Origin of the sequence: Pseudaminobacter salicylatoxidans (assembly GCF_003148475.1) — a bacterium.
Classification (GTDB): domain Bacteria; phylum Pseudomonadota; class Alphaproteobacteria; order Rhizobiales; family Rhizobiaceae; genus Pseudaminobacter; species Pseudaminobacter salicylatoxidans.
Window position 1 is genome coordinate 322,293 of record NZ_QGGG01000002.1, and the last position, 24,901, is coordinate 347,193.

Sequence of the window (24,901 nt, forward strand, 5' to 3'; positions counted from 1 at the left end):
ATTCACCTCATGCAGCTGCTGGGATGCGCGGCAGGTTTTCGGCGATGAAACGCCATTCCTCGCGCTCGTCCTGGCCTTCCTTGCGCTTGCCGAAGAACTGGATGATCAGCTCGCCCGTCGCATCATAGGCTTCCAGCGAGGTGACATGGCCGTCCTTGGTCGGCTTGCGCACCACCCACAGTTCACGCACATGGTCCGTCCGCAGATGCAGGTGGAAAGTCTCGTCGAATATGTTGATCCACGGCCCCATCGGCTTGACGTTCTGGATCGGGCCGGAGTGGATCTGGATACAGCCGTGGTTGCCCACGAAGCACATGATCGGCGTCTGCCCCTCCACTGCATGGTGGAGCATTGCGGTCAGTGCGTCATTGTCGATCTGCCACGCATAATCCTGCCCGACCATATGCAGCGCCTGCAGCCGGTCGAGCTTCAGCGTGCGCAGCATGCCGAAGAACTGATGCGTATCGGTGAGCTTGCTCCAGCGGTCGCGCAAATCCTCCGCGCTTGCGCCGCCCTCGAGAGCCGGCTTTCTGGCAACATTGCTGTCATCGATATCGATCGACTGGCTCTGGTCGGCGGCGGTCAGACGCTCCACCAGATTCTGGTAGGCATAGAGGTTCGATCCAGCGCGCAGATGCACCTTGTGCACGGCATTGCCCGCCTTGTCGAAGAACTGCAGGCTGCGGCGGATTTCGTCGCCGTCGCGCTTTTCCACGGCAAAGCCATGCGCCCAGAGTTTCGGGAAGATGCGCAGGTCGATATTCTCGCCCAGCGCCATCGCGGCATGTTCGCCGGTGACGACCTTGTCATAGACGCCGATCTTTTCATGAACCGCGCTTTCATTGCGGGTCAGCGCCATCACCTCGCCGACGGCTTCCAACCCGTTCAGCAAATCGTTCACGCGCGGATCGAGACGTACGACGCTGTCGCCGATATAGGCGGCCACCAGTTCGGCTTCGGAGACGCCGAGTTGGGCGGCAAGATCGCGCTCGCGCATCTTGGGATTGTCGGCTCTCGCCAGACGTATTTCGTGCGGCGCGGGCTTTACGCGAGCATCCATTGGAATTGACCCCCTGCTACGGAATTTTACTTGTTGAGAATGAGCTTGCCCTGACGGGTGATTTTCAGGCGATAGAGCGACCCGCGATGATCGATGCCGATCTCATGCTCGCTTCCGAACAGGGCTGCGCTGGAAACGGTCCGCAATGACAGAAGCGTGTGCTCAGGTTGCGTGGCCGCCTCGACGGCGTTCCTATTGCTGCGGTGATGGAAAGCGTCGTGATTGTGGCTGTTCATGGTCGTTTGACCCCTTGTTTGCCGGTGCCTTGCATTGTCCGACTTCGCAATCGCGTGCCTCGTTTCAGCAGTTGCGAAATCAATCTTGACTCGATCAATCATGTTTACTAGTCAGTGCAATACCGGAGTAATCGAGTCAAGATTTAAAACGCTCCGCGCAAACGAATTTTCGCCAGCCATGCCCTCTTCGGGCCAGCCCGCAGCAACAATGACACTGGAGAATTACGGGTATGGGGCAGATGGCTCGGAAGGCGGGGGCTTCGTCGGGCAATGACGGAGCGGAGAAATTCAGGCGACGCGCGAGATATTCGTCAGTCCTGATGACGGGCGCGGCAACGCTGGCCCTCGGCATGGCGACGGCAGCGGCGCAGGAAGCTGCGACCAATCAGGAAAACACCGAGCAGGCCGAGCAGAAGAAGGACGACACCATCACCGTTCTCGACAAGATCACGGTGGTCAGTCGCACCAGCGAATCCGCGATCGACACAATGGCATCGGTCAGCCATGTCGATCAGGAGCAGTTGGAACGGCGCATGGCGACCACGGCCAACGGCGTATTCTTCGGCGTTCCGGGAATTACCATGCAATCCGATGCCCGGCGTGCGGCCTCAAGCGTCAATATCCGCGGCCTGCAGGATTTCGGCCGCGTGCAGGTGATCGTGGATGGCGCGCGACAGGATTTCAGCCGGTCGGGCCACGGTACGGGTTCGACATTCTGGATCGATCCGGAACTCATCCAGTCGGCAGACGTCATCCGCGGCCCGGTCGCCAATACCTATGGTTCCGGTGCGATCGGCGGCGTCGTCTTCTTCGACACGAAGGACGCGGAAGATTTCCTGCGACCAGGCGAAACCTGGGCCGGCTCGGTAACCGGACAGTATGAAACCAATGGCAGAGGCTGGACCACCAGCGCCACCGGCGCATATCGCATCGGCGAGAATGCCGGCGTGCTCGGCAACATCGTCTATCGCGATTACGGAGAGTACAAGGACGGCGACGGCGACAGGGTCGCCGGCAGTTCGTTCGACATTCTGAGCGGCATGCTCAAGGCCAGTGTGCGCCCTACCGAAAACAGCGAGCTGAAGCTCGGTTGGGTCGGCGCCAGCGACAGCTGGAACGAGGTGAGTGGCGGCTCCCCCGTCTCGGACCTCGATCTGAAGCAGAACACGTTCACCGCACGCTACAACGTCACCGACGAGAACCTGAGCTGGCTCGATCTTCACATCAATGCCGCTCACAACAAGACCAATCTGGACCGGACCTATATCAGGACGTTGGTGGGCGGTCAGTTTGATCCGCAGACCGGCTATCCGACAGTGATCCCGGCCGGATCGCAGACCACCTACGATCTGGGCACCACCAGTTTCGACATCTGGAACACCTCGCGCTTCGACACCGGCGCATTGGGCCACGAACTCACCTACGGTGGCGACTGGGTCAGCGACGACATGGTGACCCGCGATCCCAGCGGCAGCATGGATACCTACACGCCTTCGGGCAAGCGTCGCGTCAGCGGTGCCTATGTGCAGGACAAGATCAGCTGGGAATGGCTCGAGGTTGTCGCCGGCCTGCGATATGACAGCTACAAACTCGAAAGTGAGGCTGCCAGCAACTCCGGCGATCGCCTGTCGCCGCGTATCACCATCGGCGTATCGCCATTCCAGACTGCGGCGCTGGAAGGACTGCAATTCTACGGTACCTATGCCGAGGGCTACCGCTCGCCTTCGATCACCGAAACGCTGATGAACGGCATGCACCCCAGCGGGGCGACATTCCCATTCCTGCCCAATCCCAACCTCAGGCCGGAAACCGGCAAGACCTGGGAGTTCGGCGTGAACTATCGCGTCGACGGCATGATCCGTCCCGACGACGCGCTGCGTGTCAAGGCGGCCTATTTCAACAACGATATCGACGATTATATCGGCCAGACCACGATTTCGGCATTTACCGATACGACCGGTCTTTGCCCGGTACGCTGGGATCTCCTGATGAATCCCGCCGTCAGCTATGCGCCGATCTGCTCGCAATATCAGAACTTTGCCAATGCCAGGATCAAGGGCTTCGAATTCGAGGGCGTCTACGATGCGGCCTGGGGCTTCCTTGGCCTGTCGGCTTCCATCATCGACGGCCACACCGTATCCTATGCCGGTGTCCGCGAAGACCTCACCACGATCCCGTCGTCGCAGGTCACGGGTCAGGTGGGCTTCAAATTCCTGGAAGAAAGGCTGCTGATTGGCGGCGAGGTTCAGTACAACGGCGCGCCCAAGGGCAACAAGACCGCCAGGGATTTCACCCTCGTCAACGCCTTCGCCACCTACAAGGCGAGCGAGAACTTCAACGTGAACTTCCGCGTCGACAACATCTTCGACGTGAAATACGCCAACCCGCTCAACGCCACGACGACCACGCCGATCTACGAGCCCGGCGTTTCATTCAAGCTCGCGGCCACGATGCGCTTCGGAGGGTAACCCATGTTTCAGGCGACAACGTTCATCCGCGTCATGACCTCCGCTGTGGTGTTGTCGCTTGTTACCGCAGGGCTGGCGCATGCGCAGGAGTCCCCTGCCGCGCCTGCCCTCACCCTCGAACTCAACGGCGCCGAGCCATCGGACAAGGGCTGCCGGCTGACCTTTGTGGTCAACAACACGCTCGGCGGCGAGCTTTCCCGCGCAGCCTTCGAGATTGCCCTTTTCGACGATGCCGGCGCGGTCGACCGCCTCACTGTGCTCGATTTCAAGGAGTTGCCGGCCGGCAAGACGAAAGTGAGCCGGTTCGACCTGCCGAAAACCGACTGTACGAAGATCAGCCGCGTGCTGATCAACACCGCCACGCATTGCACGGGCGCAGGCATCGCACCCGATGCCTGCCTGCGCTCTCTGAAACCCCAAACCCGCACCGACATCAAATTCGGGCTATAGCCCGTGCCGACGGGATTGGGAGGAGAGTTCCACGAAAAGGCGCGGTACGGCGCCCGCTCACACCGTTCTGCGTCAAGGCCGGGCATCCCCTGCCCGGCCTTTGTCTCAGGTCCGGCTTGAATGCCGGCACAAGCTGTGGACACTGGCCATCGAGGCCCGACCCCATCCGAAAGAAAGGAGATCGACCAATGTTTATCGCGATGAACCGCTTCAAGGTGCAGAAGGGCTCTGAGGAAGCTTTCGAGGACGTCTGGAAGAACCGCGATTCCAGCCTCGCCGAAATGAAAGGCTTCCGGCAGTTCCACCTTCTGCGCGGTCCGGTCAACGAGGAGGAAGGCTACACGCTGTTTGCCTCGCACACCGTCTGGGCAAGCCAGGAGGATTTCGTCGCCTGGACGAAGTCGGAGAATTTCCGCAACGCGCACAAGAACGCCGGCTCCAACAAGCCGCTCTATGCCGGTCATCCGCAGTTCGAGGGCTTTTCGGTCGTCGAGGGCGCCTGAACCCCGCCGGCGTCTCCGACGAAACGATACGATGCGCGCGGGGTTAACCCCTGCGCGCCACCAATATTCCGATCAACACGATGATACCGCCGACCGCCTGCATCGCGCCGATCTGCTCGCCCAGCACCACCCAGGCCAGGATTGCCGCGATCACCGGCTGGATCAGCAGCGTCAGCGACGAAAAGGCGGGCGGCAGCCAGGCCAGCGCATAGATGATAAGCCCCTGCCCGCTTGCGTGGGTCATCCAGGCGAGCCCGAGCAGGATCGCCCAGGCAAACAGCGTTTGCGGAAAGAACCCGGTCTCGAAGAACAGCGCCAGCGGCAGGATGAAGACACCGGCCGAAGCCGTCGTCCACAGCATGGTGGTAAGGGTGGAGAAGCGGCTGCGCAGCCGCGACAGCGACAGCATGTACCCGGCGTAGAACATGGCCGCGATGATGGCGAGGCCATCGCCGCGCGTATCGCCTCCGCCCAGCGCGCCGAACCCGCCTTTCAGGATCATCACGCCGGCAAGCGACAGCGCCAACCCGACAAGGAACACGGTGCTGATGCGCGTGCGAAACAGGAGCCAGCCGCCCAGGGTCACGAAAATCGGCGCCATATTGGCGAGCAGCGTGGCATTGGCCACCGAAGTCATATGCAGCGATATATGCCAGGCCACGAGGTCGCCTGCCAGCATGAAGCCGGGCACCGCCAGTTCCAGGCGATCCCTCATGGTGATGGGGCGTTCGCGCGCCTCTTCGCGGCCGGAAGTCGCGCCCGACCAGATCAGCAGCGGCACCATGGCCAGCGCCACGCGCCAGAAAGCGGTCGTCAGCAACCCCACCTCGGAGAGACGCACGAAGATGGGCGAGCAGCCGATCATGATGGCGCCCGCCACCAGCGCGACCAAGGCAAAGCGCTGCGACGCGGCAGTCGTGCTGGGTGAGGTGACGATAGTGGTCATTGGTACTTCCGACAAAAATCAGAGCCGCTCGCCCGGCTGAGGCTTCATATGCCGGCAGCGCGAAGATGCGCACAGCCACGAAAGCCAAACCGAGGGGCCAGCGCCTGTTTTCCAAAAACAAGAAGACGCCGCTCGCGCGGCGCCTCCCTATGATTTTTCTCTCCCGATGCGTGCTTGCGCACGCAGCCGTGCTTTATTCGTAATCGATTACGTCTTCAAGCGCGTAGTGCTTGACCGTCTTGCGGTTGGCGATCAGTTCGTCCACCGTCGGCTGCCCGGTCATGGCGCGCGCAATCGCCAGCTTGGTCGCCTCGTAGTTGGTGCGGTAGAGGTCCTTCTTGTCGAGGTTCTCGTCCTCGGCGCAGCGCGGATCGAGCCAGACCATGATGATCATGCACAACTCGTCGGCCTGGTCCTTGGGCAGAACGCCTTCAGCGAGGCAATCGACGATGGCGTCGCCGATCGCGGCCTGCACGACGCCGCCGAACAACTCGGCATAGGCCATGTTCTTGATTGTGACCTTGGTGGTCATCATCGTCGCCGGACGCACGGCCTGATTGAGATCACGCACCACGAACATGCGCGTATGGCCCTTGGTCTGCCCCATCATGGAGGCGAACGCCTGCCCTACCGGGCCGCGAACCGAGCCGATCAGCACTTCCGGCATGGCATCGGTGGCCTGCCCGTCGACTGCCAGGACAGTCGCTTCACCGGTGCGGAACCAGATATCAGTCATATTGAAAATCCTCTCCTGAAACCCGCGGCGACCTTAGCCGCTTTGCACCGCTGGTCCAGTTGCCAAAACGACCCACCATGCCGGTTACGGACAGGGATTGCCCACGCGCTGGTGGATGTCGTCGACCGCCGTCTGCATTTCTTCCGTCCATGTCACCTCGGTCGAATCGAGCGCCATTTCGAGCTGCGGCAACGAAGTGGCGCCGATGATGTTGGACGTCACGAACCAGCGGTGCGAAACGAAGGCATTGGCAAACAGCGCCGGCTCCATGCCGAAGCTGCGCGCGAGTTCGTTATAGGCAAGCAAGGCCTCGGCCGCATAAGGCTTTTCATAGCGCTGGCCGCGATTGAACAATGTGCTGCGCGCGCCCTCGGGCCGTGCGCCATGGTCGTATTTTCCAGTCAGATAGCCTTGCGCAAGCGGCGAATAGGCAAGCAGCGAAACCTCCTCGCGATCGCAGACCTCGGTCAGGTTGACCTCGAAGGTGCGGTTGACGAGGTTGTAGGCGTTCTGGATGGAAGCCACGCGCGGGCCAACGCCGCGCTCGGCTTCGGCAATGAAGCGCATCACACCCCAGGAGCTTTCGTTGGACAGGCCCAGATGCCTGATCTTGCCGGCCTTCACCAGTTCATCGAAAACGCCGAGCGTCTCGGCGATCGGCGTCTCGTCCGCCACGCGCTCCGCACGCGCGTTGCCGACACGGCTCGGATTCGCACCCCACTCGATCGGACGGTCGGGAAAATGGATCTGGTAGAGGTCGATACAGTCGGTCTGCAACCGCGCCAGCGACTTGTCGATGGCGTCGAGAATGTCGGCGCGCACCAGCTTGGACGGGCGTCCGCCCCGGAACCATTCATTGGCGGTGCGGCCAACCACCTTGGACGCCAGAATCACGCGGTCGCGATTTCCCCGGGCCTTCATCCAATTGCCGATATAGGTTTCGGTGCGCCCCTGCGTCTCCGCCTTGGGCGGGATCGGGTACAACTCCGCCGTATCGAGAAAATTGACGCCGCGTTCGAAAGCGTAGTCCATCTGGGCATGGCCTTCGGCTTCCGTGTTCTGCTGGCCCCATGTCATCGTGCCGAGGCAGATTTGGGAAACGAATAGATCAGTGCGGCCGAGGCGGCGCTTCTGCATGACAATCTCCGGAAGCTGGCGTGCGCGAATGCGCGCAAAGGATGCGGCCATGCATAACCGATGATTTCCCGATGCTCCAGATAAAGATCAGCGCTTGGCGGCCTTAGCCGCGCGCCGCTTGGCGTCGTCGATCAGCATGTTGGCCACCTGCATACGCACCATGGCGCGCTGACGCAGATGCGGCGCAACGCGGTCGGGATGGTTGTGGAAAGCGAAGTTGCGCCGCAGCTTGCTGAAATCGGCGCTGGCCCTGGCGGTGGCCAGATCGAGTTCGCGCGCGATGGCTTCGGGGTCGATCGGCAGCAGTTCCTCCGCCGTTTCCGCTCGCTCGGAAGCCAAGGCGTCGAGACTGGCGAGCAACGCGGCAAACCCGGCTTCGAAAGTCTCGCTGGCCTCGCGATATTCGGCTGCCGCGACATCGCTCGCAACCTTGATGCGACCGGAATAGAGTTCGTCGGCAACGGACAGGTAGTCAAAGGGAACAGAAGGTTTTGGCGAGGTTTCTTCATGCGTCTTCTTCGCGACGAAAAGATCGTCGAGCAAGGAAGCGAAATCCGGATCGGCGTTGGTCCCCAAGACAGTCTCCTGCGCCGTCAGTTCCCGATCGGCTTTCAGGCCGACACTAGGCCGGCGCTCGTTAAAAATCGCTTGGCGACAAGACAAGAAATTTAGCTGAGTTTGGTTCTGTTATGCCCTCCGCGCAACACGTCGACCGTCACGACAGCGCCGCAATCCACCGGAGATATTGTGCACACGGAGAATCGCTCGATGAAACGACTTCTGCTTGCAGTTACCGCCTCGACCCTCGCCTGCGGCGCGGCACAGGCCGCCGCCGAACCGCCCTATGTGGACGATCGCTCGGATGCGGGCGCGCTGATACGTTCCTTCTACAGCGCGATCAACCGGCACGAATACGCGCGCGCCTGGAGCTATTTCGGTGAGAGCAAGCCGACCGAAGATTTCAAGCAGTTCATGGACGGCTTCAAGGATACAGAGGAAGTCCGTGCCAATATTGGCGAACCGGGCTCGGAAGGGGCTGCCGGAAGCGTTTACTACAGCGTCCCTGTGGCCATCCTCGCGCGTCAGAAAGACGGCAGCCAGAAGGTTTTTGCCGGTTGCTACACCGTGCGCCTTGCAAACCCGGAAATTCAGGCCGAACCGCCCTTTGTCGGCATGCATATCGAAAAAGGCGACTTGAAGCCGAGCGACAAGCCGCTCGACCAGGCCCTGCCCGCAAGCTGTGGCGACGGACCTCCCCCGCCGCCTCGCGATGCGGCGATGGAACAGGCCAAGGCGGCCTTCAGGGCAACCCATGCCGCCCAATGCAGCTCCCTGGCCGCTGATCAGCCGGATGATGCCATCAAACCTGAAGACTACACGATCACTTATCACGACAGCCAGAGCGGCGCGGACGGGCCCGAGCGCACGGCACGCCTCATCCGCTTCTTCTGCACCGCCGGCGCCTACAACCAAATCCACGCCTATTATCTGGCCGACGATGCACGCGGCTTGCGCGAATTGCATTTCGCAACGCCCGAGCTCGACATCCATTATGAGGGCAACAATCCCGAGGGCAAGGTCGAAGCCGTCAATGTCATCGGCTTCCGCGACGAGAACGCGCTGATCAACTCGTCCTACGATCCCGACGCCCATACCATCACCTCGAACGGCAAATGGCGGGCCAAAGGGGATGCCTCGTCCAACGGCATCTGGCTGTTCCGCAACGGCGATTTCAGCCTTGTGCAATATGATGTGGACGCATCTTACGACGGTGTGGTCAATCCCGAGACGGTGCTCGACTACAACACCGCTCCGTGATCCTCGAGGCGGAAGGTCAGTGCCTGAGCGACAGCATCCAGTTCAACACGCCGCGCCAGTCCGTCATGCGGATCGGCGTGCCGTGCGTGCCGCTCTCGAAGCGCACGAAGCGCGTCGGATAGCCCGGCGATCTGGCTGAGATCGCACGAAAAAAGGCTTCCTGCCTGTCCACCGGAAACACCGTGTCGCGGCTGCCTTGCCCGAAAAACACAGGCACCTTGCGCTTGAAAGCCGCGCTGTTGAAAAAGCTCTCGTCCCATAGCGAGCCGAGCAGCAGCAGGCCGGAAAGCTTTGGCGCGACCGTCTTGTCGGCGGCAAGCTTCCAGCACAGCGCCCCGCCCATCGAGCCGCAGGCGACGAAGACCGCAGCGCCCGGCGACCGTTCGGCATAATGCGCAATCAGCGCCGCGATCTGCGCGGCTCCCTTGTCGCCGAAATCGGGAAAGTCGGGCGAGAGATAGAGACCGCCATTTTCGGCCATCAGGTTCTTCACCCGGTTGAAATTTCCACCGAAGGTGAAATCGTCCACGCCCTGTCTTCGGCTGCCTCCCTGCCCGTGCAGGTAGATGACGATCAGTTTTGCACCCTGCTGCGCACCGACCGCGAAGTGGCGGACATCGCCAGCGTCGGTCTTCAGCACAAGGTCCTTCTGCACGCCGCGCACGCCGGTCGAGACATATTTGCCGCGCACGCGCCGCTCGGGGACTTCATCGCGTGCATTGATGTCGCGCATCTCGCGATAATCGACAACCGTGTAAGCACCGCCATCGCCGGTTGAGAGCACCCCCGGATAAGCGAAAAGATCATCCTTGAAAGGAGCGAGTGTCAGCCGATCAGCCAAAGCCAGCGAAGGCAATATCAGCGCCAGAACTCCCGCCGCAACGGCGCTGCGCCACCGAACCGGAAATGTCATGCGTCCTGATTCCCCCTGCTCAGCCTTCCTGCAGCACGCCGCCGGCGTTCTCCAACGCCTCGCGCGTATCGACATCGAGGGCAGCGCCCGCGCCGATCTCCACATCGACGATCCTTACACCCTCCGCTTCGACGATATGCCGCGCGCCGGTATCGCCCTGCAGGCTCGCCACGGCCGGAAAAACGGACCGCGGCAGGATAACCGGATTGCCGCGCTGGCCATCATAGGTGGCGCGCACCACCGATTTCCCGCCGCTGACACGGAAGGCTTCGACCATCCGCTCCAGATCATTCGTGGTGATGCCCGGCATATCGCCCAGCACGATCAGCGCGCCGTCGATCTCGGCCGGCAGTGCGGCAATGCCGGCCTTGAGCGACGAGGCAAGCCCGGTCGCGAAATCCGGATTGCGCACGATCCGCACCCGCAGCCCCGCCAGCGCGGCCTCCACGCGCTCGGCCTGATGACCCGTAACCACCACGGTCGGGGCCACATGGCTGGCAATCGCCCGTTCGGCGGCGCGGCGGATCAGAGGCTGGTCGCCGAACAGCGCCATCAGCTTGTTGGGGCCGCCCATGCGACTGGAGCGCCCGGCGGCGAGCACCACCGCCGCAACCTGCACGGGGACCGGCTTTTCGCGCACTTCGCGCGGCTGCGGCCGCGTGGGGATTTCCATCAGCAGACCGCCCACGCCCATGCCGGCAATGTCCATCGACGACACCGGCAGGCCGGCGATAACGCGGTCCAGCACCCAGTCGAAACTGTTTTCCTTCGGGCTGCGGGCGCAGCCCGGCGCGCCGATCACCGGCTTGCCGTCTATGTCGCCGATCACCAGCAGATTGCCGGGATCGACAGGCATGCCGGCACGGATGACCTTGCCACCCGCCTGTGCAATCGCCGCCGGAATGACGTCCTCGAAATCGCACATGGCCGAGGCGCCGAAAACCACCACCATGTCATTGTCGCGGATCAGCGCGCCCACCGCCTCGGCAACGGGCGCGGTTTCATGCGGCGTGCGGCGCTCCTCCGTGATCTCGCTTTGCGAGCGGGCGAAGCGCTCGCGCGTCGTCTCGGTCGTCTTGTTGAGAACGCTCTCCTTGATCCCCGGCAGGACGGTCTGCACGACGCCGATCCGCAAGGCCCGGAAGGGCTCGACGGCGAAAGCCTCGCGCCCCGTACAGAGCGTCACCACCTTGTCGACCAGATCGCCGGCAACCGCGAAGGGGATGATCTTCACGGTCGCAACCATCTGCCCCTGCTGCACCTCGGCAAAATCCGCCACGGTAGCGAGCGTGATCGCCGGATCGACGGCATTCATCGCGTCCACCAGCGCCTTGTCGACGGTGAACACGCCAGCCTCCCTTGCATGGAGGTTGACGCGGCCGGTCGCCGCCGGCTTCACCTCGATATTGCGGATGGTAAGCGCCTTGGCGATGCGCGCCGCGGCCGGGTCCTCGCCCAGATCGCCCGGTTCGAGGCGCGCCACCACCAGTTCACCGATGCCGGCTTCCTTCAGGAAAACAATGTCTTCCGCCTCCAGCAGATACGCCTTGCGAAACCGCTTGCCGCCGGCCATCAGCGAATGCGCAAGCACCGCGCCCTCGGCCTGGTCGATGGGAACCGTCCCGAATTTCACGCTGCCTGCCCCTTCGGTTGTCTTGCTGCATCGCGCGAGCGGAAGGTGCGAATGACCTGCGCCAGCACCGCCACGGCGATCTCAGCGGGGCTTGCCGCGCCGATATCGAGCCCGATCGGAGCATGAATCCGGTCGATCTCCTCAGCGGCGAGCCCCATTCCCATCAAACGCTCCACGCGCCTTGCATGGGTTTTGCGGCTGCCCAGCGCGCCGACATAGAAGCAGCCGGCGTCGAGCGCTGCCTTGAGCGCGAGATCGTCGATCTTGGGATCGTGCGTCAGCGCCGCCAGCCCCGTATAGGTGTCGAGGGGATGCTGTTTGAGCACGTCTTGCGGCCACTCCGGATAAAGCGTCACGCCGGGGAAACGCTCCTGCGTGGCAAAAGCGGTGCGCGGATCGATAATTTCCAGCGGAAAACCGGCAATCCCTGCCATCGGCGCCAGCGCCTGGCTGATATGCACCGCGCCTATCACCATCAGCCGGGGCTGCGGCAGATGCACGTTGAGGAAGAAGCTGCGGCCTTCCGCCTCCACGACGCGCGACGATCCCGTCCTGAACGCCTCGGCAATCGCAGTTCCCAGATCGCCGGCAACCGCATCGCCCTCGCGCACGAGACGATCGCGGCCGTCGTCCAGGTCGGTAACGAGGATTGCCGCTCGGCGGGCGACGCGTTCGGCGTTGAGCTTCTTGAGATTGAGCGGATCCATGGCGCTTACCCCAGCCGCTCGACATAGACGCGAATACGCCCACCGCAGGAAAGCCCGACACGCCAGGCCGTCTCGTCGGCCACGCCGAATTCCAGCATGCGCGGCCTGCCGCTCTCGATCACGTCGGCGGCTTCGGCAATCACCGCCCCTTCGACGCACCCGCCCGAAACCGATCCCTGGAAATTGCCTTCGGCATCGATGACAAGATGGCTGCCAGCCGGGCGAGGCGCGGACCCCCATGTCTCCACGACGGTTGCGAGCGCGACATCGCGGCCGCTTTTCATCCACTCCTCCGCGATCAGCAGCGGATCGCGGCTGGCGTCCAGATGTGCAGCGTTTTCCATGACGATTCCTCCATCGCACAGAGACTATATGATCATGCCGCCGCAGCCTTGCCACTTTCAAGCCAGCGGCGCGGGTCGACATCCACAGACGTTCGCCGGTCCAGCGACGCGCACAGATCGGCGAGCGCGTCAAGATTATGGACCGCCCGGAACTCATCGACATGCGGCAGCATGGCCTTTACCCCCCGCGCCCGCGCCTCGAACCCGTCGAAACGCAGCAGGGGGTTCAGCCAGATCAGCCGCCGGCAAGAGCGCCTGAGCCGCGCCATCTCCTCCGAAAGCCCCGCCACGTCGTCGCGCTCCAGCCCGTCAGTGATCAGAAGCACGACCGCGCCCTGCCCCAGCACCCGCCGCGACCACAGCCGGTTGAATTCATGCAGCGCATCGCCAATGCGCGTGCCGCCGGACCAGTCCTGCACCGTGGCCGAGCAGTCGGCCAACGCCGCGTCAGGGTCGCGGTGGCGCATCTGCCGTGTCAGATTGGTCAGCCGCGTGCCGAAAACGAAAGTGTGCACGTGCCGCCGCTTTTCGGTCAGCGCATGCAGGAAATGCAGGAAAATGCGCGTGTACTGGCTCATCGAGCCGGAAATATCGGCCAGAACCACGATGGGTGGGCTGATTTCGCGAGTTGACCGGAATTTCGGCAGGATAAGCTGGCCACCGGTGCGGGAGGCCGAGCGAATCATCGCACGCGGATCGATGCGCCCGCGCGTATCGGGACGAAAACGGCGTGTGCGCACGGTATCGAAAGGCAGTTGCAGTTCGGCAATCGCGCGCTTGGCGTCGGCGATCTCGTCGGCGCTCATCTGCGCGAAGTCCTTGCCGTGCAGCACCTCCTTGCCCGAAACGGTGAAGCGCGCGTCGATCTCGACTTCCGGCACCTCACGCGCCGGCTGGTTTTTCTCATGCCCCTCGAACATCGCCTGCGCCACGCGGCTTTCGGCAGCACGCAGCTTCTGCTTTTCGCGGTTATCGGGCGCGACCGGCGAGAACATGGCGATCATCTTCTCGATCAATTCGCGCGACTTCCAGAACAGGCGGAAAGCCTCGTCGAAGGTTGCGTGATCCTCGTGGCGGGTCACCAGAACCGCATGAAGCGTCCAGTAAAAATCCTCGCGCGAGCCGATGCCGGCCGCCAGCACCGCCTCGATCGCATCCTTCACCGAAGCGGGGCCGACGCGCATGCCTGCCTTGCGCAACGCGCGGGCAAAATAGACGATGTTGTCGGCAATGCGTCCATCGGGGTGGGCAACCGATTCCGGAAGGTTTTGGGAGGCGCCTGCGGTCATACCACCATCACCACCTACTCCGCAGCCGACAGCTCCGCCTTCACTTCCTTGAGAAGACGGCGGCCCTCGCCCTGCTGGATACGCGCTATGTCGTCCTGGTATTTCAGGAGAACGCCGATCGTATCGGACACAGTTTCGGGATCGAGCGCGACCTTGTCGAGTTCGGTCAACGCGCTTGCCCAGTCGATGGTCTCGGCCACGCCCGGCGCCTTGAACAGATCGACCTCGCGCAGCTTCTGGATGAAGCCGACCACCTCGGCCGACAGCCGGCTGTTGGCGTGCGGCACCTTGCGACGCACGATTTCCAGCTCGCGCCCGGCGTCCGGATAATCGACCCAGTGATAGAGGCAGCGCCGCTTCAACGCATCATGGATTTCGCGCGTGCGATTGGAGGTGATGATGACGATCGGCGGCTCTTCCGCCTTGATCGTGCCGAGTTCGGGCACAGTCACCTGGAAGTCCGACAGGATTTCGAGCAGGAATGCCTCGAACGCCTCGTCGGTACGGTCGAGTTCGTCGATCAGGAAGATGGGAGCCGCGTCTGCCTTGCCGGTCAGCGCGTCCAGCACTGGGCGGCGGATCAGGTATTTCTCGGAGAAGACGTTGCGCTCCATGTCGCGCCGGTCGACCTCCCCGACCGCTTCCTCCATACGGATTTCGATCATCTGGGCGGCGTAGTTCCACTCATAGACGGCGGAGGAAACGTCGAGCCCTTCATAGCATTGCAGGCGGATCAGCCGGCGGCCGAGCCCGCTTGCCAGCACCTTGGCGATTTCCGTCTTGCCCACGCCCGCCTCCCCTTCGAGGAACAGCGGGCGCTGCATGCGCAGGCTCAGGAACAGAACCGTGGCCAGCGCGCGGTCAGCGACATAGTCGGCCCCTGTCAGCATCTCCATCGTTTCGTCGATGGAGCCGGGTACCGGTCGCGCCGCTTCGGTCATTGCGTCTCCATGGGCCTCATCGGCCAAGTACGTGGTAGCCGCGATCATGATAGATCAGCGGCTTGAAGTTATCGGCCACCCGCAAGCCTGTCACCCTGCCAAAAAGGACACGATGGGTGGCTAGATCCTTGGTGTCCATCAGCTCGCAGTCGAACACCGCAAGCGCGTCGGCAAGGACCGGCGCGCCGCTGGCAAGCGTCTCCCAGCGGCCGAGCGCAAAGCGCTCTTCAGGCGGCAGGCGGGTTATGCCCGAGAAGGCGGCCGCCAGTTCCTGATGATGCGCAGCAAGCGTGTTGAGCGCGAAATTGCTGTTCTTGAGAAACAGGTCGTTGTTCGGGTTCTGGCGATTGAGACACACCAGGATCATCGGCGGGGTGTCGGACACCGAGCAGGCCGCAATCACGGTCGCGCCACGTCTTCCGGCCGCGCCGTCGGTCGTCACGACATGCACGGCACCGGCGAAATGAGCCATCGCGTCGCGATAGGCCTGCGGCTCGACATCGTATTTCTTCAGCACAAGAGAGAATCCCGAATTTGGTCCGTTGCCCGGTATATATGCGTGCCAAACCGCCCTCACAAGCGAGGCGGTTTGGGCCAGTCGCGATACCGCCCCAATTAGCGTGTTGCGGAAAGCGCAGCCAGCCTTTACCTCTGGGCCCCGAATAACGCCGGCTGTCGGCGCGGTTGGAGACACGCGGAAAGCATGCGAATTGCAGGTTCGGTCATCGGCGTTCTGGGCGGCCTGTTGCTGGCCGGCATCGCCTGTGCCGAACCGTTGCGGCTCGGCATCTCTGCCCCGCTCAGCGGCTCCTCCGCCATCCTCGGCGCGCAGATGCGCAGCGGCGCCGAAGCCGCGGCCGAAGACGGCTCGGTCGCGCTTGAAATCGGTGACGACGCCTGCACGGCCGAAGGTGGCGCCAGGGTTGCAAGGCAATTCGTCGAAGCCCGCGTACGGATCGTGACCGGCTTTCTCTGTGGCGAATCCATCGAAGCGGCCATGCCGATCCTGAAAGAGGCCGGTATTCCCGTCATCACCATCGGTGTGCGCACCGACAGCCTGACCGACCGCCGCGAAAAGACCGGCTGGCCGGTGTTCCGTCTCGGCCCCCGCGCCGACGGCGAACATGAGGCGACGGCACGTCTGCTCACAAGACTCTGGCGCGAGGCTCTTTTCGCAATCGTCGATGACGGCACGATCTACGGTCGCGAACTGGCCGAAAGCTTTCGCAATGCCGCCGAACAGGATGGATTGAAGCCTGTCTTCAACGATACGTTCCGGCCCCAGCTCGACAACCAGATCGGCCTCGTCGGCCGTTTGCGCAAGGCAGGCGCCACGCATGTCTTTGTCGGCGGCGACCGTGACGACATCGCCATCATGGCGCGCGACGCGCACAAGATCGGAGCTGACATGGTGTTCGCCGGCGGCGAGGCCCTGCGCGCCGCTGCCGGACCCGTGCCGCTGGCGGCAGGCACGCTGAAGATCGCCCTGCCCGAATGGCAGGAAGTCGCGCGCCCTGCCGTGGTCAGCGAGTTCAAGGCAAAAGGCATCGTCCCGGAAGGCTATGTCCTGCCAGCCTATGCTGCGGTGGAGGTGGCGCGCAGGACATTTGCCGATGCGGGGCCATCCGGCGACCTGAAAAAAACGCTCACCGAACATGATTTCCAGACCGCGATCGGGCCTGTAAGGTTCGACGACAAAGGTGATCTGTCCGAAAACCCCTACCGCGTCTTCCGCTATGACGGGACACGCTTCACGCCGGTGGACGTGCAATGAGCTTCAAGGCAGGCCCTCGCAATCTCATCACCGATGTCGCCGGGCTTCGGGTCGGCAATTCGGCCGACGCCAAGCTGAAATCGGGCGTCTCCGTAGTGCTCTGCGACGAACCTGCCGTGGCCGGCGTGCAGGTGCTGGGCGGCGCGCCCGGCACGCGCGAAACGGACCTCCTGGAGCCGCACAATTCGGTCGAAGCCATCAATGCCGTGGTGCTGTCGGGCGGCTCGGCCTTCGGGCTCGATGCCGCCTCCGGCGTACAGGCGGCGCTGCGCGAGCGCGGCATCGGCTTCGCGGTGGCCGATCAGCGCATTCCCATCGTTCCCGGCGCCATTCTGTTCGACCTCATCAATGGCGGCGACAAGAACTGGGGCCGCTATCCGCCTTACCGCGAACTCGGCTACGAGGCCGTTCAGAACGCGGCCACCGGGTTCGGGATCGGCACCGCTGGCGCCGGCACGGGCGCGCTGGTGGCCGGGCTCAAGGGCGGCCTCGGCTCAGCCTCGACCGCGCTGGAAAGCGGCATCACCATCGGCGCGCTGGTGGCGGCAAACCCGGTCGGTGCGGTCACGGTCGGCGGCGGCCGGCATTTCTGGGCAGCCCCCTTCGAGATCGGCGACGAGTTCGGCGGGCTTGGCCTGCCCTCGCCCTTGCCCCCGAATAGCACCGACATCGAACTGAAATTCCGCCGGCGGCCGGTCGCCGGCGCCAACACCACGATTGCCGTGATCGCCACCGATGCTGTTCTGACCAAACCTGCTGCCAAGCGTCTGGCGATTGCCGCCCATGACGGCTTTGCCCGCGCGATCTGGCCCACCCATACGCCGATGGACGGGGATCTCGTCTTTGCGCTCGCCACCGGAAAGAGCGGCATTGCGCCTGACCCCGACAGCATCACCGACCTTTACGCCGCCGCCGGCGCCACAATGGCACGCGCCATCGCGCGGGCCGTATATTCCGCAACGGCAGCCTCGGGCGACCTCATGCCGGTGTGGTCATCGTTGAAGGATTGAGCTGCCGTCACCACGGATCGGGCCCAGGCTCGCAGTCAATGCAGGAGGGAATCCACGCCATGCGTTTCATCAAGCAGATTGGCCTTGCCTTCGCCACCCTGATTGCGGCCGCGTCATCGGCCTGCGCCGGCGATGCCGCGACCCTGAATATCCTCGGCTTCAGCCATGATGGCGGCATCTTCGCCTTCGAGGAATACGGCATTCAGGACGGCTCCGGCTTTCCCTATGCCAACCGTTTCTACATCGACACGGCGACCGACAAATTCCTGCCCGGCACACCGGTCCGGGTGCGCATCGATGACGAAAATGCCGCCCTTTCCACCGTCCGCGACAAGGCCCGCGACCAGGGCGAGAAAATTGTGAAACAATCCGAACTTGAAGGGAATCGCGGCTACACCGCAGGCTTCCGCCCAGTCACGCAACTGAATGGCGACCCTTACCGGATGGCGGTGAACCCGCGCCCCGTTTTTCCGGCGATAGATGACGAACTGGAATTCCGCCTCGTGGAGTTTCCGCAGGAAGGGCCGGAGGTTTGCCAGGCGCTTGGCGAGACCATGGGGTTCCGGTTGCTGCGCATCGGCACCCGCGACGGCGCGCAGACCCGGCTCCTGCATGAAGATGAAACCCTCCCGCAAAGCCGCAACTGCCCGATTGGCTATCGCATCGGCGGTATTCAGACCTTTTATGGCCAGGGTGCACAGCCGGTCTATGCTGTGCTGATCGCCGTTCGCAGCATTGGCTTCGAAGGACCCGACCATCGCTGGATGGCCGTGACCGGCAAGCTGTAAGCGTTACCCGCCAGAACATGCGGCAAAAACAATCGGATACCCCATGATGTGATCTGAAAGACGCTTCACGCCTTTCGGCATCATGCTCCAGGCGGACTGGAGTCTTCCTCCTCCTCGAAGCTGACGGCGACATCGGAATTGGCCGACAGGCGCACCCTGTCGCCCTCCACCTCGGCCACGAGGATAAGCGGGATATAGTGATGGTGATGGCGGTGCGACCCCTGCCCGCTGTCCCGCTTGGTGAGCTTGATGCGGTCCCCGGTCACGGCATCGACAGTGCCGACATGCACGCCGTCGGCGCCGATCACCTCCATATCCTCACGTATCTGCCTGATGGTTTCTTCGTGCAATTGATCAGCAGCGGTCACGGACGTTCCTCCCTTCTGGAAATACACGCCGATAACGCCGCGAGACCGGTTTTGGATGCATATTCCCCCGGCTTGGCGGTCTGCCGCATTGAGGAATGGGGCATGGTCTGTTAGGACGCGGCCAACCCAACGCTTAACGGACAGCTCGACATGATCCCTCGCTATTCGCGCCCGGAAATGGTGGCCATCTGGTCGCCGGAAACCAAATTCCGCATCTGGTTCGAGATCGAGGCCTATGCCTGCGACGCGCTGGCCGAGATCGGCGTCATCCCGAAGGAAGCGGCAAAGACGATCTGGGAAAAGGGCGGCGCGGCCAAATTCGACGTCGCACGCATCGACGAGATCGAGGCCGTCACCAAGCATGACGTGATCGCCTTCCTGACCCACCTGGCCGAGTTCATCGGTCCCGACGCCCGCTTCGTCCATCAGGGCATGACCTCGTCGGACGTGCTCGACACCACACTCAACATCCAGCTCGTGCGTGCGGCCGACCTGCTCTTGGCCGATATGGACCGCGTGCTGGCCGCGCTGAAGACGCGCGCCTTCGAGCACAAGGACACGATCCGCATCGGCCGCAGCCACGGCATCCATGCCGAACCGACCACGATGGGCCTCACCTTCGCCCGCTTCCATGCCGAAATGGCGCGCGGCCGCGCACGTCTGGTCGCCGCGCGCGCCGAAATCGCCACCGGCGCCATTTCCGGCGCGGTCGGCACCTTCGCCAACATCGATCCGTCCGTCGAGGAATATGTCTGCGAAAAGCTGGGTCTCGCACCCGAGCCGGTTTCCACGCAGGTCATCCCGCGCGACCGCCACGCCATGTTCTTCGCCACGCTGGGCGTGATCGCCTCGTCGATGGAGAACATCGCCATCGAAATCCGTCACATGCAGCGCACCGAGGTGCTGGAGGCGGAAGAATTCTTCTCGCCCGGCCAGAAGGGTTCCTCGGCCATGCCGCACAAGCGCAACCCGGTGCTGACCGAAAACCTCACCGGCCTTGCCCGCCTCGTGCGCATGTCTGTCACGCCGGCGATGGAAAACGTGGCGCTCTGGCATGAGCGCGACATCAGCCATTCGAGCGTCGAGCGCGCCATTGGCCCCGACACCACGATCACGCTCGACTTCGCGCTGAACCGGCTTGCCGGCGTCATCGAGAAGCTGGTGATCTATCCCGACAACATGCTGAAGAACCTGAACAAGTTCCGGGGGCTGGTGCATTCGCAGCGCGTGCTTTTGGCACTGACGCAAGCCGGCGTGAGCCGCGAAGACGCCTACCGCCTCGTTCAGCGCAACGCCATGAGAGTCTGGGAAGAAGGCAAGGATTTCCTTGAGGAGCTTTTGGCCGACCCGGAAGTTCGCGCCGCGCTTTCGGAAGAACAGATCCGCGAAAAGTTCGACCTCGGCTACCACACCAAGCATGTCGACACGATCTTCAGGCGGGTGTTCGGCGAAAGCTGAGGGAACCAAACGGTCGCGGCAACGTTCTTGCCGCATGACCTCCCGGACTGGAAAAGGCCCGCTCCCTGGCGGGCCTTTTTCTTTGCGGGTGCTGTCAAGCCACGTCCGGCACGGTCCGGATCACCGTACCCCACGGGTCTTCACGGATTTCGCTCGCCTTCGCGCTCGCCGAGCGCATCTCCACCCAGTTCAGCCCTGTACGGCCCGCGTCGCGCTTTCCGGCATTCGAGCTTTGCCATGAATTGGCGCCTATATGGTGGTGATAACCGCCCGAAGACAGGAACACCGCCTGCGCCCCATATTCAGCCACCGTATCGAAGCCGAACTCCCGGCCCCACCACGCCTCGGCTTCCTTCGGGTCGCCGACACGCAGATGCACATGGCCGATGATGCTGTTTTCCGGCGCGCCGTTCCATTCGGTATCACCGGCCGATGCGACGATATCGGGAATATTCAACCCGATCGTCGCCATTTCCACATGCGGGCCGTTCCATTTCCAGTCTTCATGCGGTCGGTCTGTATAGATTTCGATGCCATTGCCTTCCGGATCGGTCAGATAAAGCGCCTCACTCACCAGATGGTCGGATGCGCCATCGACGGGAATGCGTCGGTCGATGGCATGCTTTATCCAGCGGCCCAGATCGGCGCGCTCGGGCAGCAGGAACGCGGTGTGGAACAGCCCGGCGCTGCGCGGATCATCCGGCTTTGCCGCCGCATCCGCCTCGATGTCGAGCAACGGCCGGTTTGCCGCACCCAGCGTGATGACCGTTCCGTCCCGCGACAATTCGTCGAGCCCCACCACCGTGCGATAATAGGCAGCGAGCGTATCGGCATCCCTTGCCTTCAGGCCGACGCGGGAAACGCTGATCGGCGTGGTGGCCGCAAATGGCAGTGTGTTCATGTCTGGCTCCGTATGGCCCGGTCGCGCCGCCGCCCCGAAAGCGAGCAAGGCGGCGCTACCCACCAGTTTGCGTCGTGTCAGATCCAATTTTTCGCTCCGGCCAACACGGCTGTTTCGTTCGCCTTTAGATCAGCACAATCGGTCGTTCACACAAGATAGCAGTTGGCGAACACGGCGTTCAGCAAACCGAGACAGCTCGCCCTACATCGTCAGGTCACGCCGGTTTGTCTATTTGCAAGGTTGCACCGCGGCCGGCTCGCCGCTACATGCGCGCCCATGAAGGTCAAAGACGCAGATATCCTCATCGTTCCCGGCTACACCAATTCCGGCCCGGACCATTGGCAGAGCCGCTGGGAAGCAAAACTGTCAACGGCGCGACGGGTGCAGCAGGCGGAATGGTCGAAGCCCGTGCGCGAAGACTGGGTGGAAACCGTCGCGCAGGCGGTGAACGAGGCCGAAAGGCCTGTCGTCATCGTGGCGCATTCGCTCGGCGTGCCGGCGGTCGTCCACGCCGTACCGCTGTTCAGGAAGCCGGTTGCGGGAGCTTTTCTCGTCGCACCACCCGATGTCGCCAATCCGGCGATCCGGCCGAAACATCTCATGACCTTCGGCCCCTATCCGCGCGACCCGCTGCCTTTCCCTTCAATGGTCGTATCGAGCAGCAACGATCCGTTCTGCTCGGAAGAAATCGTGGCCGATATAGCAGCGGCGTGGGGCGCACACCTGATCCATGCCGGCGATGCCGGCCACATCAATGCCGAATCCGGATTCGGACCGTGGCCCGAAGGCTCCATGGCCTTCGCCAACTTCCTGACACGCCTGCCCGGCTGACCGGTCAGTAACCCGCAGCGCCCGTGGTCTTTCGCGCTGCGGGAGTGCCCAGGCTTTCATGCGCGGCTTTAAGCAGGCTGTCGGCGCCCAGCGCGATATAGCGATGCTCAGTGCCCAGCGCCAGGAAGCGGTAGCCCATCTCCACGAACCGGCCGCACATGGCCGCGTCGACAACATACATGCCGGCGTGCTTGCCGGCCTCCTTCGCACGCGCGGCAATGCGCGCCAGCGTTTCCATCATGTCCTCAAGCGTGGAATCCACCGTCCCGCCCTCGGTCCAGGCGATGGAGAAATCGGCCGGGCCGACAAAGATGCCGTCGATGCCAGGCGTTTCCAGAATGCCGTCCAGCGCATTCAGCGCCGCCCGCGTCTCGATCATCGCGAAGGACACGGTCCTGGCGTTGCTTTCATGCAGCCATGCGACCGAATCCGTATTGCCATGCCGGGGGGCAGCGAAGGTCGGTCCCCAGGAACGCTCGCCCACCGGAGGATATTTCATCGCGGCCGCAAAGCCTCGCGCGTCCTCCTCGGAGTTGATCATGGGAGCGATCACGGCTTCCGCGCCGAAGTCGAGCGCGCGGCTGGCCATGTCGAAACGGCCGACGGGAATGCGCACGACCGGGTGCCGGCCCGCCCGCAACACCGGAAGAACGCTGCGCAGCACGCTGTCCTCATGATGGCCGCCATGCTGCATGTCCAGCACGACGGCGTCGAACCCCTGCGCCGCCACGATTTCGACGGTCAGCGCGTCAGGAACACTGGACCACGCGGTGATCAGCGTTTCACCATTGTTGAGGCGGGAAGCGAAAGTCATGACGGGCTCCTGCGGATTGTGCCACAATCTGGCCCGGAACCGGTTTCAAGGCAAAGAAAAACCGCCCGGCAAGCAGGCGGTTCGTTGGTCCAGCCGAAGGCTGCGTTTACAGGGCCTTGACCTGCTCGATCGCCGTTGCCAGCAATTCATCCATCTGGCGGCGGATCTGATGGTCCGACTGCTGGATGCCGGCCTCATCGAAATCCTTGCGGATCTTGCGGAAAACATCGTGATCGCCGGCTTCCTCGATATCGGCGATGACGACCTCCTTGGCATAGGCCTCGGCGTCCTCACCGCTCTTGCCGAGCTTCTCGGCCGCCCACAGGCCAAGCATCCTGTTGCGCCGCGCCACTGCCTTGAACCGCTGTTCCTCGTCGAGCGCAAACTTCTTCTCGAAGGTTTCCTCGCGGTCTTTCATGCTCGTCATACGCAGTTCCTCCGGTACGATGCCGATTCGTGATAGTGTATATGGGTTTGTAGAACAGAAAACGAAAGCTGTTTGCGGGTCAATATGGGCAGGACTTTGCTGCGGTGCGGCAATTCGCTTGGGAAAGCGGCGGATCACGCATATTTGTCGATTGAGGAAACGCCGCTTTTGGGATAGAGACCCCGTTGAAACCCACTGGCTCCGCGCTTTCCACCGCGAGAAGCAGGGAGCGGTTAGGTGCCGTTGCCCTTGAATTCAGAGAACAATGAGATGAAAAACCGCCGCCGCATCTACGAAGGCAAGGCCAAGATCCTTTATGAAGGACCTGAGCCGGGTACGCTGATCCAGTTCTTCAAGGACGACGCCACCGCCTTCAACAAGAAGAAGCACGACATCGTCGACGGCAAGGGCGTGCTCAACAACCGCATTTCCGAGCACATCTTCACCCATCTGAACCGGATGGGCATCCCGACCCACTTCATCCGCCGCCTCAACATGCGCGAGCAGCTGATCAAGGAAGTCGAGATCATTCCGCTTGAGGTCGTGGTGCGCAACATTGCCGCCGGTTCGCTGGCCAAGCGCCTCGGCATCGAGGAAGGCACCGTGCTGCCGCGCTCGATCATCGAATTCTATTACAAGGCCGACGCGCTCGACGACCCGATGGTGTCGGAAGAGCACATCACCGCCTTTGGCTGGGCGAGCCCGCAGGAGATCGACGACATCATGGCGCTTGCCATCCGCGTCAACGACTTCCTCTCCGGCCTGTTCCTCGGCGTCGGCATCCAGCTCGTCGATTTCAAGATCGAATGCGGCCGCCTGTTCGAGGGTGACATGATGCGCATCGTCGTCGCCGACGAGATTTCGCCCGACAGCTGCCGTCTGTGGGACGTCAACACCCAGGACAAGCTCGACAAGGACCGCTTCCGCCGCGACATGGGCGGACTGGTCGAGGCCTACCAGGAAGTTGCCCGCCGGCTCGGCATCATGAATGAGAACGAGCCGCCGCGGCCGACCGGCCCGGTCCTCGTCAAGCACTGAACCTAACCTCGGGCGCGACCAAGTCGCGCCCGAACAACTTCCAGTCGACTTTCCGGAGTGAAATACCCGTGATCAAGGCCCGCGTAACCGTTACCCTCAAGAACGGCGTGCTCGACCCGCAAGGCAAGGCAATCGAGCATGCGCTCGACGGCCTCGGCTTCGAAGGCGTGGGACAGGTGCGCCAGGGCAAGGTTTTCGACATCGAGATCGAAGGCGCCGACAAGGCCAAGGCCGAAGCCGACCTCAAGGCCATGTGCGACAAGCTTCTGGCGAACACGGTCATCGAGAACTATAGTGTGTCCATAACCTGA

At 62.8% G+C, this 24,901-nt stretch carries 28 protein-coding genes; 11 read left to right on the plus strand and 17 right to left on the minus strand.

What is annotated here, in order from left to right:
- Positions 1-7 precede the first annotated feature (7 nt).
- Both C7441_RS04190 and hemP read right to left on the minus strand, forming a co-directional pair.
- On the minus strand, positions 8-1,060 hold the full coding sequence (locus C7441_RS04190) for a hemin-degrading factor (RefSeq protein WP_109611816.1): 1,053 nt from the start codon (positions 1,058-1,060) through the stop codon (positions 8-10).
- A 26-nt stretch (positions 1,061-1,086) separates the two neighbouring features.
- Entirely contained in the window at positions 1,087-1,296 is a 210-nt protein-coding gene (gene hemP, locus C7441_RS04195; RefSeq protein WP_109611817.1) for a hemin uptake protein HemP, read from the minus strand.
- Between the two features lie 230 nt (positions 1,297-1,526).
- Here hemP and C7441_RS04200 point away from each other — a divergent pair, with 230 nt between their 5' ends.
- The 3 genes from C7441_RS04200 to hmuQ all read left to right on the plus strand — a co-directional run bounded on the left by C7441_RS04200 (position 1,527) and on the right by hmuQ (position 4,717).
- On the plus strand, positions 1,527-3,764 hold the full coding sequence (locus tag C7441_RS04200) for a TonB-dependent hemoglobin/transferrin/lactoferrin family receptor (protein WP_342353264.1): 2,238 nt from the start codon (positions 1,527-1,529) through the stop codon (positions 3,762-3,764).
- Positions 3,765-3,767: 3 nt separating this feature from the next.
- Positions 3,768-4,214 carry a hypothetical protein gene (locus C7441_RS04205; RefSeq protein WP_019173330.1) on the plus strand — a complete coding sequence of 149 codons (447 nt, stop codon included), beginning with the start codon at positions 3,768-3,770 and terminating at the stop codon, positions 4,212-4,214.
- Positions 4,215-4,402: 188 nt separating this feature from the next.
- The gene (gene hmuQ, locus C7441_RS04210; protein WP_019173329.1) at positions 4,403-4,717 is read left to right on the plus strand and encodes a heme-degrading protein HmuQ; all 315 of its coding nucleotides are present in this window, start codon (positions 4,403-4,405) and stop codon (positions 4,715-4,717) included.
- 43 nt (positions 4,718-4,760) lie between these two features.
- On the opposite strand, the gene C7441_RS04215 is transcribed toward hmuQ, so the two are convergent.
- The 4 genes from C7441_RS04215 to C7441_RS04230 all read right to left on the minus strand — a co-directional run bounded on the left by C7441_RS04215 (position 4,761) and on the right by C7441_RS04230 (position 8,112).
- Positions 4,761-5,663, minus strand: coding sequence for a DMT family transporter (locus C7441_RS04215; protein WP_109611819.1), 903 nt, complete (start codon positions 5,661-5,663; stop codon positions 4,761-4,763).
- A 193-nt stretch (positions 5,664-5,856) separates the two neighbouring features.
- Entirely contained in the window at positions 5,857-6,399 is a 543-nt protein-coding gene (gene fae / locus C7441_RS04220; protein ID WP_109611820.1) for a formaldehyde-activating enzyme, read from the minus strand.
- A gap of 84 nt (positions 6,400-6,483) precedes the next feature.
- Positions 6,484-7,536 (minus strand): aldo/keto reductase, encoded by a 1,053-nt coding sequence (locus C7441_RS04225; RefSeq protein ID WP_109611925.1) that lies wholly within the window; start codon positions 7,534-7,536, stop codon positions 6,484-6,486.
- Positions 7,537-7,623: 87 nt separating this feature from the next.
- Positions 7,624-8,112, minus strand: coding sequence for a hypothetical protein (locus C7441_RS04230; protein WP_109611821.1), 489 nt, complete (start codon positions 8,110-8,112; stop codon positions 7,624-7,626).
- A gap of 192 nt (positions 8,113-8,304) precedes the next feature.
- Between C7441_RS04230 and C7441_RS04235 the strand changes: the two genes are divergently transcribed.
- Complete coding sequence (locus C7441_RS04235; RefSeq protein WP_109611822.1) at positions 8,305-9,354, plus strand: DUF1176 domain-containing protein; 1,050 nt, start codon at positions 8,305-8,307, stop codon at positions 9,352-9,354.
- A gap of 16 nt (positions 9,355-9,370) precedes the next feature.
- On the opposite strand, the gene C7441_RS04240 is transcribed toward C7441_RS04235, so the two are convergent.
- The 7 genes from C7441_RS04240 to C7441_RS04270 are packed head-to-tail and all read right to left on the minus strand — an operon-like array spanning position 9,371 to position 15,698.
- The gene (locus C7441_RS04240; RefSeq protein ID WP_109611823.1) at positions 9,371-10,267 is read right to left on the minus strand and encodes an alpha/beta hydrolase; all 897 of its coding nucleotides are present in this window, start codon (positions 10,265-10,267) and stop codon (positions 9,371-9,373) included.
- Positions 10,268-10,286: 19 nt separating this feature from the next.
- On the minus strand, positions 10,287-11,900 hold the full coding sequence (locus tag C7441_RS04245) for an NTP transferase domain-containing protein (protein WP_109611824.1): 1,614 nt from the start codon (positions 11,898-11,900) through the stop codon (positions 10,287-10,289).
- A complete protein-coding gene (locus C7441_RS04250) occupies positions 11,897-12,607 on the minus strand; it encodes an XdhC family protein (RefSeq protein ID WP_109611825.1) in 711 nt (236 codons plus the stop codon). Before C7441_RS04250 ends, C7441_RS04245 begins: the two co-directional genes overlap by 4 nt.
- Before the next feature lie 5 nt (positions 12,608-12,612).
- Positions 12,613-12,951, minus strand: coding sequence for an XdhC family protein (locus tag C7441_RS04255; protein ID WP_109611826.1), 339 nt, complete (start codon positions 12,949-12,951; stop codon positions 12,613-12,615).
- 32 nt (positions 12,952-12,983) lie between these two features.
- Positions 12,984-14,240: a vWA domain-containing protein gene (locus tag C7441_RS04260; RefSeq protein WP_109611827.1), complete on the minus strand. Its 1,257-nt coding sequence runs from the start codon at positions 14,238-14,240 to the stop codon at positions 12,984-12,986.
- A 14-nt stretch (positions 14,241-14,254) separates the two neighbouring features.
- Entirely contained in the window at positions 14,255-15,181 is a 927-nt protein-coding gene (locus C7441_RS04265; protein ID WP_109611828.1) for an AAA family ATPase, read from the minus strand.
- Positions 15,182-15,197: 16 nt separating this feature from the next.
- Positions 15,198-15,698, minus strand: coding sequence for a flavin reductase (locus C7441_RS04270; protein ID WP_109611829.1), 501 nt, complete (start codon positions 15,696-15,698; stop codon positions 15,198-15,200).
- Positions 15,699-15,884: 186 nt separating this feature from the next.
- On the opposite strand from C7441_RS04270, the gene C7441_RS04275 reads away from it, so the two are divergent.
- Genes C7441_RS04275 through C7441_RS04285 form a run of 3 tightly spaced genes read left to right on the plus strand, consistent with a single transcriptional unit; the run spans position 15,885 to position 18,753 of the window.
- A complete protein-coding gene (locus C7441_RS04275; RefSeq protein ID WP_170125004.1) occupies positions 15,885-16,955 on the plus strand; it encodes a branched-chain amino acid ABC transporter substrate-binding protein in 1,071 nt (356 codons plus the stop codon).
- Positions 16,952-17,965 carry a P1 family peptidase gene (locus tag C7441_RS04280; protein WP_109611830.1) on the plus strand — a complete coding sequence of 338 codons (1,014 nt, stop codon included), beginning with the start codon at positions 16,952-16,954 and terminating at the stop codon, positions 17,963-17,965. The genes C7441_RS04275 and C7441_RS04280 overlap by 4 nt, the downstream gene beginning before the upstream one ends.
- Before the next feature lie 59 nt (positions 17,966-18,024).
- Positions 18,025-18,753 (plus strand): DUF2259 domain-containing protein, encoded by a 729-nt coding sequence (locus C7441_RS04285; RefSeq protein WP_109611831.1) that lies wholly within the window; start codon positions 18,025-18,027, stop codon positions 18,751-18,753.
- A gap of 80 nt (positions 18,754-18,833) precedes the next feature.
- Here C7441_RS04285 and C7441_RS04290 read toward each other — a convergent pair whose 3' ends face one another.
- Positions 18,834-19,067, minus strand: a complete 234-nt coding sequence (locus C7441_RS04290; RefSeq protein WP_019173313.1) for a DUF2171 domain-containing protein — start codon at positions 19,065-19,067, stop codon at positions 18,834-18,836.
- 204 nt (positions 19,068-19,271) lie between these two features.
- On the opposite strand from C7441_RS04290, the gene purB reads away from it, so the two are divergent.
- Positions 19,272-20,579 (plus strand): adenylosuccinate lyase, encoded by a 1,308-nt coding sequence (gene purB / locus C7441_RS04295; RefSeq protein WP_109611832.1) that lies wholly within the window; start codon positions 19,272-19,274, stop codon positions 20,577-20,579.
- Positions 20,580-20,673: 94 nt separating this feature from the next.
- Here the strand turns inward: purB and C7441_RS04300 are convergent, their stop codons facing one another.
- Positions 20,674-21,567, minus strand: coding sequence for a VOC family protein (locus C7441_RS04300; RefSeq protein ID WP_425326557.1), 894 nt, complete (start codon positions 21,565-21,567; stop codon positions 20,674-20,676).
- Positions 21,568-21,756: 189 nt separating this feature from the next.
- Between C7441_RS04300 and C7441_RS04305 the strand changes: the two genes are divergently transcribed.
- Positions 21,757-22,311: an RBBP9/YdeN family alpha/beta hydrolase gene (locus tag C7441_RS04305; RefSeq protein ID WP_109611833.1), complete on the plus strand. Its 555-nt coding sequence runs from the start codon at positions 21,757-21,759 to the stop codon at positions 22,309-22,311.
- 4 nt (positions 22,312-22,315) lie between these two features.
- Here C7441_RS04305 and C7441_RS04310 read toward each other — a convergent pair whose 3' ends face one another.
- A complete protein-coding gene (locus C7441_RS04310; protein ID WP_109611928.1) occupies positions 22,316-23,125 on the minus strand; it encodes an HpcH/HpaI aldolase family protein in 810 nt (269 codons plus the stop codon).
- A gap of 106 nt (positions 23,126-23,231) precedes the next feature.
- Positions 23,232-23,552, minus strand: a complete 321-nt coding sequence (locus tag C7441_RS04315; RefSeq protein WP_109611834.1) for a DUF1476 domain-containing protein — start codon at positions 23,550-23,552, stop codon at positions 23,232-23,234.
- A 270-nt stretch (positions 23,553-23,822) separates the two neighbouring features.
- On the opposite strand from C7441_RS04315, the gene purC reads away from it, so the two are divergent.
- Positions 23,823-24,590: a phosphoribosylaminoimidazolesuccinocarboxamide synthase gene (purC, locus tag C7441_RS04320; protein ID WP_019173308.1), complete on the plus strand. Its 768-nt coding sequence runs from the start codon at positions 23,823-23,825 to the stop codon at positions 24,588-24,590.
- Between the two features lie 68 nt (positions 24,591-24,658).
- Positions 24,659-24,901, plus strand: coding sequence for a phosphoribosylformylglycinamidine synthase subunit PurS (gene purS, locus C7441_RS04325; protein ID WP_019173307.1), 243 nt, complete (start codon positions 24,659-24,661; stop codon positions 24,899-24,901).

Coding starts and splice junctions, on each gene's coding strand:
- C7441_RS04190 (WP_109611816.1), bottom strand. CDS start 1,060: ATGGATGCTCGCGTAAAGCCCGCGCCGCACGAAATACGTCTGGCGAGA.
- hemP (WP_109611817.1), bottom strand. CDS start 1,296: ATGAACAGCCACAATCACGACGCTTTCCATCACCGCAGCAATAGGAAC.
- C7441_RS04200 (WP_342353264.1), top strand. CDS start 1,527: ATGGGGCAGATGGCTCGGAAGGCGGGGGCTTCGTCGGGCAATGACGGA.
- C7441_RS04205 (WP_019173330.1), top strand. CDS start 3,768: ATGTTTCAGGCGACAACGTTCATCCGCGTCATGACCTCCGCTGTGGTG.
- hmuQ (WP_019173329.1), top strand. CDS start 4,403: ATGTTTATCGCGATGAACCGCTTCAAGGTGCAGAAGGGCTCTGAGGAA.
- C7441_RS04215 (WP_109611819.1), bottom strand. CDS start 5,663: ATGACCACTATCGTCACCTCACCCAGCACGACTGCCGCGTCGCAGCGC.
- fae (WP_109611820.1), bottom strand. CDS start 6,399: ATGACTGATATCTGGTTCCGCACCGGTGAAGCGACTGTCCTGGCAGTC.
- C7441_RS04225 (WP_109611925.1), bottom strand. CDS start 7,536: ATGCAGAAGCGCCGCCTCGGCCGCACTGATCTATTCGTTTCCCAAATC.
- C7441_RS04235 (WP_109611822.1), top strand. CDS start 8,305: ATGAAACGACTTCTGCTTGCAGTTACCGCCTCGACCCTCGCCTGCGGC.
- C7441_RS04240 (WP_109611823.1), bottom strand. CDS start 10,267: ATGACATTTCCGGTTCGGTGGCGCAGCGCCGTTGCGGCGGGAGTTCTG.
- C7441_RS04250 (WP_109611825.1), bottom strand. CDS start 12,607: ATGGATCCGCTCAATCTCAAGAAGCTCAACGCCGAACGCGTCGCCCGC.
- C7441_RS04255 (WP_109611826.1), bottom strand. CDS start 12,951: ATGGAAAACGCTGCACATCTGGACGCCAGCCGCGATCCGCTGCTGATC.
- C7441_RS04260 (WP_109611827.1), bottom strand. CDS start 14,240: ATGACCGCAGGCGCCTCCCAAAACCTTCCGGAATCGGTTGCCCACCCC.
- C7441_RS04265 (WP_109611828.1), bottom strand. CDS start 15,181: ATGACCGAAGCGGCGCGACCGGTACCCGGCTCCATCGACGAAACGATG.
- C7441_RS04275 (WP_170125004.1), top strand. CDS start 15,885: ATGCGAATTGCAGGTTCGGTCATCGGCGTTCTGGGCGGCCTGTTGCTG.
- C7441_RS04280 (WP_109611830.1), top strand. CDS start 16,952: ATGAGCTTCAAGGCAGGCCCTCGCAATCTCATCACCGATGTCGCCGGG.
- C7441_RS04285 (WP_109611831.1), top strand. CDS start 18,025: ATGCGTTTCATCAAGCAGATTGGCCTTGCCTTCGCCACCCTGATTGCG.
- C7441_RS04290 (WP_019173313.1), bottom strand. CDS start 19,067: ATGGAGGTGATCGGCGCCGACGGCGTGCATGTCGGCACTGTCGATGCC.
- purB (WP_109611832.1), top strand. CDS start 19,272: ATGATCCCTCGCTATTCGCGCCCGGAAATGGTGGCCATCTGGTCGCCG.
- C7441_RS04305 (WP_109611833.1), top strand. CDS start 21,757: ATGAAGGTCAAAGACGCAGATATCCTCATCGTTCCCGGCTACACCAAT.
- C7441_RS04310 (WP_109611928.1), bottom strand. CDS start 23,125: ATGACTTTCGCTTCCCGCCTCAACAATGGTGAAACGCTGATCACCGCG.
- C7441_RS04315 (WP_109611834.1), bottom strand. CDS start 23,552: ATGACGAGCATGAAAGACCGCGAGGAAACCTTCGAGAAGAAGTTTGCG.
- purC (WP_019173308.1), top strand. CDS start 23,823: ATGAAAAACCGCCGCCGCATCTACGAAGGCAAGGCCAAGATCCTTTAT.